This is a genomic window from Sphingomonas sp. (assembly GCF_042091075.1).
Lineage (GTDB): Bacteria > Pseudomonadota > Alphaproteobacteria > Sphingomonadales > Sphingomonadaceae > Sphingomonas.
This window is the reverse complement of record NZ_JBELIE010000163.1, coordinates 1-7,180: the sequence shown is the minus strand read 5'-3', so window position 1 is coordinate 7,180 and position 7,180 is coordinate 1. Positions and strand designations below refer to the sequence as shown.

Sequence of the window (7,180 nt, the reverse complement as noted above, 5' to 3'; positions counted from 1 at the left end):
CGTTCGACAATACCATCGCGGCGCTGGAAAAATCGGGCCGGCTGCTCGCGCGGGCGAACATGACCTTCGATGCGCTGAACGGCGCCAACACCAACCCGGTACTGCAAAAGACCGAAGAGGAACTCGCGCCGCTGATGGCGGCGCATGCCGATGCGATCAACCTCGATCCGCAACTCTTCGCACGGGTGAAGTCGCTCTACGATCGCCGTGACACGCTGGGCCTCGATGCCGAGCGGATGATGGTGCTGACCGTCACTTATCAGAACATGGTTCGCGCGGGCGCGCAGCTGTCGGCCACCGATCAGCAGGCGCTGCGTGCGATCAACGGGCAATTGTCGACGCTGGAAACGAGTTTCCGCCAGCATCTGCTCGCCGCCGCCAAGGCGAACGCGCTGGTCGTCGATGACAAGGCGAAGCTCGCCGGCCTGTCCGATGCGGAGATCGCCGCCGCCGCGACCGCCGCGAACGAGCGTGGCCTGCCGGGCAAATATATGCTGCCGCTGCAGAATACGACGCAGCAGCCGGCGCTGGGATCGCTGACCGATCGCGCCACGCGTGAGGCGCTGTTCACCGCCAGCACGATGCGCGCGTCGCGGGGCGGCCCGGACGATACCCGCGCCACAATCGCACAGATCGCGGAGCTGCGCGCGAAAAAGGCCAAGCTGCTCGGCTTCGCGAGCTGGGCCGACTATAAATTGCAGGATCAGATGGCGAAGACCCCGGCCACCGCGCTGGCCTTCCTGAAGCAGGTGTCGGCGCCGATCGCGGTCGAACAACGCCGCGAGGCGGGCGAGCTGCAAGCGCAGATCAAGGCCGGGGGCGGTGATTTCGCGCTGAAGCCGTGGGACTGGGATCTCTATTCGGAGAAACTGCGCAAGGCGAAATACGATCTCAACCAGGACGAGCTGAAGCCGTATTTCGAGATCAACAAGGTGTTGAACGACGGGGTCTTCTACGCCGCCAACCAGCTTTACGGCCTGTCGTTCAAAAAGCGCACCGACCTGCCCGTGTGGCAGCCGGACGTGATGGTCTACGAAGTGTTCGAAGAGAACGGCCAGCCGCTCGGGCTGATGTATTTCGACTATTGGAAGCGCGATAACAAGAGCGGCGGCGCGTGGATGTCGAACCTGGTCGAACAGTCCAAGCTGCTTGGCACCAAGCCGGTGATCTACAATGTCGGCAACTTCACCAAGCCGGCGGCGGGGCAGCCAGCGCTGATCACGTTCGACGACGTCACGACGATGTTCCACGAATTCGGCCATGCGCTGCACGGGTTGTTCGCGAACCAGACCTATCCCAGCGTCTCGGGGACGGCGGTGGCGCGCGACTTCGTCGAATTCCCGTCGCAGTTCAACGAACATTGGGCGCTCGATCCCAAGGTGCTGTCGCATTATGCGGTCGATTATCGCACCGGCCAGCCGATCCCCCAGGCGCTGGTCGACAAGATCAAGCGCGCTTCCACTTTCAACACCGGCTATTCGTTCGGTGAGGCGCTGGCCGCATCGCAGCTCGACATGAGCTGGCACGCACTGCCCGCCGATGCCCCGCGGCAGGATGCCGATGCGTTCGAGACGAAGGCGCTGGCGGCGTCGGGGCTCGACACTGCTGACGTGCCGCCGCGCTATCGCTCGCCCTATTTCCTGCATATCTGGGGGAATGGCTATTCGGCGGGCTATTATGCCTATCAATGGACCAAGATGCTCGACGCGAACGCCTATAGCTGGTTCGAGCAGCATGGCGGGCTGACCCGTGCCAATGGCCAGCGTTTCCGCGACATGATCCTGTCGAAGGGCCATACCGAGGATTACGCGCCGATGTTCCGCGCCTTCTACGGCAAGGATCCCGATGTCGCGCCGCTGCTCAAGGATATGGGGCTGAACGCCGACGGCAGTCGCATCGCGGGATGAATGAATGATTGATGATTGGGGCCGGGGCGCGCGAGTGGCGTCCCGGTCCGGCATCATTGGCGTTCGGGGAGCGAACGGCGCCCCCGGTCGCCCCCGTTAACGGCCGTCAGCGCACCAGATCCTGCACCTCCGGGTGCCGCTCGATATAGGCGCGCACGAACGTGCATTGCGGCACGACGCGCAACCCGCGATCGCGGGCGGCGTCGAGCGCGCCGCGGATCAGCTTCGATCCCACCCCGCGCCCCTCCACTTCCCGGGGGACGAGCGTATGGGTGAAAACGATCGTATCGCCTTCCAGCTGATATGCCGCGATCGCGCGATGGCCGTCGGCGATCAGCTCGAATTCCTGCTCGGCGGCATTGTCATGCACCGTCGTCATCGTCATTTCGCCGCGGCTGGCTCGGCCGGGGCGTCGACCCCGCGCGCCACTGGTGCGGTGGCGATCGGGGCACTGCCGTTGGCGGCGGTCGGGTCGACCGCGTCGCGGCGCTCGCATCCGCCCAGCAGGGAGGAGGCGGCGAAGGCAAGCGAAGCGATATGGGGCCGGGTGATCACATTCATGCCCGCCCTACGCCCGACGCCGCCGCCGCGTTCCCGCGCCCCCGCCGGCCGCGAGCGGTTGTCGGATTCGTTCCCGCCGCCTAGATGGCGGGCATGATCGCCGATGGCGGCTCCGACGCGGCCGCATTCCTTCACCGCATCTTCGGCTTTTCCGCCTTCCGCGGCGTGCAGGAGGCGGTGGTCACGCGGGTGCTGGCGGGGCAGCGCACGCTGGCGGTGATGCCCACCGGCGCGGGCAAGTCGCTCTGCTACCAGCTGCCCGCCGCGATGCTTGAGGGCACCTGCATCGTCGTCAGCCCGCTGATCGCGCTGATGCACGATCAGTTGCGCGCGGCGGAGGCGGTCGGCCTGCGCGCCGCGGCGCTGACCAGCGTCGATGACAACAAGGCGGCGACGCGCGGCCGCTATCTCGATGGCGGGCTCGACCTGCTCTACATCGCCCCCGAACGCGCCTCGACCGCCGATTTCCGGGACCTGCTCGAACGCGGCCGCCCGGCGCTGTTCGCGATCGACGAAGCGCATTGCGTCAGCGAATGGGGGCATGATTTCCGCCCCGATTATCGCCTGTTGCGACCGTTGCTGGATACGTTTCCCGACGTCCCCCGGCTGGCGTTGACCGCTACCGCCGACGCGCACACGCGTGCCGACATCCTCGAGCAGCTCGGTATCCCGGCGGACGGCATGATCGTCGCCGGGTTCGACCGGCCCAATATCCGCTACACCATCCAGCCACGCGACCAGACGACGCGCCAGATCGAGGATTTGATCGCACGCACGCCGGGGCCGGGGATCGTCTACGTCCCGTCGCGCGCGGGCACCGAGAAGATGGCGGCGGCGCTGGCGCGCACCGGGCGGCCGGTGCGCGCCTATCACGCCGGACTCGATCCCGCGGTGCGCGCGAAGAACCAGCGCGATTTCGTCGCGTCCGAGGATATGGTGATCTGCGCGACGATCGCGTTCGGCATGGGCATCGACAAGCCCGACGTCCGCTTCGTCGCGCATGCCGGCCTGCCGAAATCGATCGAGGCTTATTATCAGGAAACCGGGCGCGCCGGGCGCGATGGCGATCCGGCGGTGGCGCATCTGTTCTGGGGTGCGGAGGATTTCGCCCGCGCGCGCCAGCGGATCGGCGAGGTCGAGCCAGCGCGGCAGCAGGGCGAGCGCCAGCGACTGATGGCGCTGGGGGCACTCGTCGAAACCGCCGGCTGTCGCCGCGCGATCCTGTTGCGGCATTTCGGCGAGCAGCCGCCCGATCGCTGCGGAAACTGCGACAATTGCCTGAACCCGCCCGCCGCCACCGATGCGACGCAGACCGCCCGCAAATATCTGTCGGCGGTGTTCCGCACCGGGCAGATGTTCGGTGCCGGTTACATCGAACAGGTACTGACCGGCCAGTCGACCGAGCGCAGCCTGATGAACGGGCACGAGGCGCTGTCGGTATGGAATATCGTCGATGGCGATGAGGTGCGGCTGCTGAAGCCGGTCGGGCGTGCATTGCTGCTGCGCGATGCATTGCGGACCAACCCGCACGGCGGGCTGGAATTCGGCCCGGCGGCGAAGGCGCTGCTGAAGGGCGAGGCGACCCTGCCGCTGATCGAGCCGCCCAAGCGCGAGCGGCGTCGCCGCGGTGCCGCGAGCGAGAGCCCCAATCCGGTCGACGATCCGCTGTTCGAGGCGCTGCGCGCCTGCCGCCGCGATCTGGCGAAGGAACAGGGCGTGCCACCCTATGTCATCTTCCACGATTCGGCGCTGCGTGAGATGGCGGCGGCGCGCCCCACGACGTTGCACGCGCTCGGCCGTATCTCCGGCATCGGCCAGCGGAAACTGGATGCCTATGGCCACGCCTTTCTGAAGGTGCTGGCGGAGACGGCATGACGTCGATAGAATCGGCGACGATGCTGCGTATTATCGATGACAGGATAGCGGTCGCCCCGCAGATTCGCCCCGACGACGTCCCCGCGATCGCCGCGGCGGGCTATGTCGCGATCGTCAACAATCGCCCCGATGGGGAAGAGGCCGGGCAGCCGAGCGGCGACGAGATCCGCGTCGCGGCGGAGGCGGCGGGACTGTCCTATACCGCGATCCCGGTGACGCATGCCGGCTTTTCCTGGCCGCAGGTCGAGGCGATGATCGCGGCGCTGTCGGAGGCGAGCGGCCCGGTGCTGGCCTATTGCCGTTCGGGGACGCGGTCGTGCAACCTGTGGGCGCTGTCGGCGGCGGGTCTGGGCGCGGATGCCGATGAACTCACCGCGAAGGCGGCGGGCGCGGGCTATGATCTGGCCGCGCTGCGCCCGCTGATGGACGCCGTGGCGCAACGGGGCTGACGGGATGGGGCTGGGCGCGCTCCTCGGTTTCGGTCGCACCGACCGCATGATGCGGACGGTGGAGGAGGCGATCGAGGCGACGGCGATCGCGATTCCCGGCTTCCCCGCGATCGATGCGGTGATCGGCGCGGACGGCCGGGCCGTGCTGACGATGGCGGACGATGGCCGGATCGCGCTGGTCTGTGTGCGCGGCAAGCATGTGTCGGGGCGTGAGGTCACATGGCCGATGTTGCGCCAGACGATCGACGGCATCATCGTCGAAACCGCCGATCGCCGCTTCGGCGAGGTCACGCTGCTATCGGTGACGGCGCTCGACATACGCCGGCTGGGGCAGGTGCAGGTGGAACCGCCATCGGTTCAGCGGGCCGCGCCGGACACGCCGGAGCTGGCGAGCGCCTGACACGATCGTTCACCGCCCGACGATCAGCACCGCCCCCGCGAGGATCGCCAGCACCGCCCCCGCGCGCTGCATCGTCACCTGCTCCTTGAGCGCGAAGATCCCGATCAGCAGCGCGGTGACCATGCCGGTCTCTCGCAGCGCCGCCAGGGGTGCGGTCGGGCCGATCGCGAGCGCACTCAGCGCCAGCCCGTAGGTGACGATCGACAATGCCCCCGCCAGCGCGCCGGGCCGCCATTGCGTCCGCAGACTGGCGAAGATCGCCCCGCGTGAGGCGATGCCGAACATCGCCAGCACCACCGCCCCCATCATTACGAAGATCCAGACGATGTAACTGGTCGGCGTCGGCGCGGCACGCACCCCATGCGCGTCGATCACGGTATAGATGGCGATCGTCACCCCGGTCAGCAGCGACCAGCCCAGCGCCGCACGGCCGATATGCCGCCCGATCGTCAGGAGTAGCATTGCCATGCCGATCAGCATGATACCGACGACCTGTGCCGCGCTCACCGCTTCGCCCAGCATGCCGATCGTCACCAGCGCGGTCACCAGCGGCGCGGTGCCGCGCAGCACCGGATAGGCCGCGGTCAGATCCGCCACCTGATAGGCGCGGATCAGCGCATAGAGATAGATGGCGTGCCCCAGCGCGCTCGCCGCCAGCCAGCCCCATGCCCCCGCGGGCGCCGGCACGAACAGGATCGCGGGCGCCAGGATTACCGCCGCGGCCGCATCGGTGAAGGCGCGCGCCGCCATCTTGTCCCGACCGCCCTTGACGATGGCGTTGACGACCGCGTGAATCGATCCCGATGCGATCATCATCACGGCGGCAAGGGGGTAGGACATGACGGGCGGATTATGCGGGATGCGGGCGGGCGAGTCATTCGTTTCCGGCCGGCCGCCCCGGGCTCACGTCACCAGCCGTCGCAATCCCGCCAGCGTATCCGCCTCCGCCGCTGGTTTGTCGGTGCGGATGCGGGCGATGCGGGGAAAGCGCATCGCGACGCCCGATTTGTGCCGCTTCGATTCGTGGATCGAATCGAACGCAATTTCCAGCACCAGCGTCTTTTCCACCTCACGCACGGGGCCGAAACGCTGGAGCGTATGGCCACGAACGAAGCGATCGAGCTGGCGCAATTCCTCATCGGTAATACCCGAATAGGCCTTGCCGACCGGCAGCAGCTCGCCCTCCTCGGTCCAGCACCCGAATGTATAGTCGCTGTAATAAGACGAGCGGCGGCCGTTGCCGCGTTGCGCGTACATCATCACGCAATCGGCGGTCAGCGGATCGCGTTTCCATTTGTACCACAGGCCGGCGCGTCGCCCGCCCACATAGGGGCTGTCGCGGCGTTTCAGCATCACGCCCTCAATCGCCGCATCGCGGGCACCGGCGCGGATCGCCTCCAGTTCCGTGAAGCTGTCCGCGGCGATCACCTGGCTGAGGTCGAAGCGATCGGGATCGAGCCGCGGCACGAACGCCTCCAGCCGCTCGCGCCGCGCATGCCAGGGCAGCTCGCGCAGATCCTCCGGCCCGTCGAACAGGATGTCGTAGAGGCGGACGAAGGCGGGATAGTCGGCCAGCATCTTTGCCGACACCTGCTTGCGACCCAGCCGCTGTTGCAACGCGTTGAAGCTCGCCGCCCCGCCACCGTCGTCAAGCGCACCGCCCTGGAATTCGCCCTTCACCAGCAACTCGCCATCGACCGTACCGGGGGTGGTGAAGGCCGCGGCGACGTCGGGAAAGCTGCCGGTCACGTCGTCGCCGGTGCGGCTGTACAGGCGCGTCTGCCCCGCGACATGGACGATCTGGACGCGAATGCCGTCCCATTTCCACTCGGCGGCATAATCGACGAGGTCGATCTGCGCATCCTCCAGCCCGTGCGCGAGCATGAAAGGGCGGAAGACCGGCACGTCCGCGGGGGTCGGCTGTTCGCCAGTCCCCTCCGCCCAGGCGAACAGGCTGGCGTAGGGCGGCGACAGGCCGTGCCACACCT

The 7,180-nt window shown here is 67.5% G+C and carries 8 protein-coding genes; 4 read left to right on the top strand and 4 right to left on the bottom strand.

Features of this window, described 5'->3' with window-relative positions; translation table 11 throughout:
- On the top strand, positions 1-1,907 hold a 1,907-nt coding region (locus tag ACFDSW_RS13925), incomplete at its 5' end, for a M3 family metallopeptidase (protein ID WP_375250880.1).
- A gap of 106 nt (positions 1,908-2,013) precedes the next feature.
- Here the strand turns inward: ACFDSW_RS13925 and ACFDSW_RS13920 are convergent.
- Together ACFDSW_RS13920 and ACFDSW_RS13915 are read right to left on the bottom strand one after the other, a co-directional pair.
- Positions 2,014-2,286 carry a GNAT family N-acetyltransferase gene (locus tag ACFDSW_RS13920; protein WP_375250879.1) on the bottom strand — a complete coding sequence of 91 codons (273 nt, stop codon included), beginning with the start codon at positions 2,284-2,286 and terminating at the stop codon, positions 2,014-2,016.
- A 2-nt stretch (positions 2,287-2,288) separates the two neighbouring features.
- The gene (locus tag ACFDSW_RS13915; RefSeq protein WP_375250878.1) at positions 2,289-2,468 is read right to left on the bottom strand and encodes a hypothetical protein; all 180 of its coding nucleotides are present in this window, start codon (positions 2,466-2,468) and stop codon (positions 2,289-2,291) included.
- 93 nt (positions 2,469-2,561) lie between these two features.
- Between ACFDSW_RS13915 and recQ the strand changes: the two genes are divergently transcribed.
- The 3 genes from recQ to ACFDSW_RS13900 are packed head-to-tail and all read left to right on the top strand — an operon-like array spanning position 2,562 to position 5,192.
- On the top strand, positions 2,562-4,343 hold the full coding sequence (recQ, locus tag ACFDSW_RS13910; RefSeq protein ID WP_375250877.1) for a DNA helicase RecQ: 1,782 nt from the start codon (positions 2,562-2,564) through the stop codon (positions 4,341-4,343).
- Positions 4,340-4,792 (top strand): TIGR01244 family sulfur transferase, encoded by a 453-nt coding sequence (locus ACFDSW_RS13905; RefSeq protein WP_375250876.1) that lies wholly within the window; start codon positions 4,340-4,342, stop codon positions 4,790-4,792. The genes recQ and ACFDSW_RS13905 overlap by 4 nt, the downstream gene beginning before the upstream one ends.
- 4 nt (positions 4,793-4,796) lie before the next feature.
- The gene (locus ACFDSW_RS13900) at positions 4,797-5,192 is read left to right on the top strand and encodes a hypothetical protein (protein ID WP_375250875.1); all 396 of its coding nucleotides are present in this window, start codon (positions 4,797-4,799) and stop codon (positions 5,190-5,192) included.
- Positions 5,193-5,201: 9 nt separating this feature from the next.
- On the opposite strand, the gene ACFDSW_RS13895 is transcribed toward ACFDSW_RS13900, so the two are convergent.
- Both ACFDSW_RS13895 and ACFDSW_RS13890 read right to left on the bottom strand, forming a co-directional pair.
- Entirely contained in the window at positions 5,202-6,032 is an 831-nt protein-coding gene (locus ACFDSW_RS13895) for a hypothetical protein (protein ID WP_375250874.1), read from the bottom strand.
- Positions 6,033-6,095: 63 nt separating this feature from the next.
- The coding region (locus tag ACFDSW_RS13890; protein WP_375250873.1) for a cisplatin damage response ATP-dependent DNA ligase at positions 6,096-7,180 on the bottom strand (1,085 nt) is incomplete at its 5' end.

Bases quoted from the DNA above. Each gene is read 5' to 3' on its own strand.
- ACFDSW_RS13920 (WP_375250879.1), bottom strand. From the start codon at position 2,286: ATGACGACGGTGCATGACAATGCCGCCGAGCAGGAATTCGAGCTGATC.
- ACFDSW_RS13915 (WP_375250878.1), bottom strand. From the start codon at position 2,468: ATGAATGTGATCACCCGGCCCCATATCGCTTCGCTTGCCTTCGCCGCC.
- recQ (WP_375250877.1), top strand. From the start codon at position 2,562: ATGATCGCCGATGGCGGCTCCGACGCGGCCGCATTCCTTCACCGCATC.
- ACFDSW_RS13905 (WP_375250876.1), top strand. From the start codon at position 4,340: ATGACGTCGATAGAATCGGCGACGATGCTGCGTATTATCGATGACAGG.
- ACFDSW_RS13900 (WP_375250875.1), top strand. From the start codon at position 4,797: ATGGGGCTGGGCGCGCTCCTCGGTTTCGGTCGCACCGACCGCATGATG.
- ACFDSW_RS13895 (WP_375250874.1), bottom strand. From the start codon at position 6,032: ATGTCCTACCCCCTTGCCGCCGTGATGATGATCGCATCGGGATCGATT.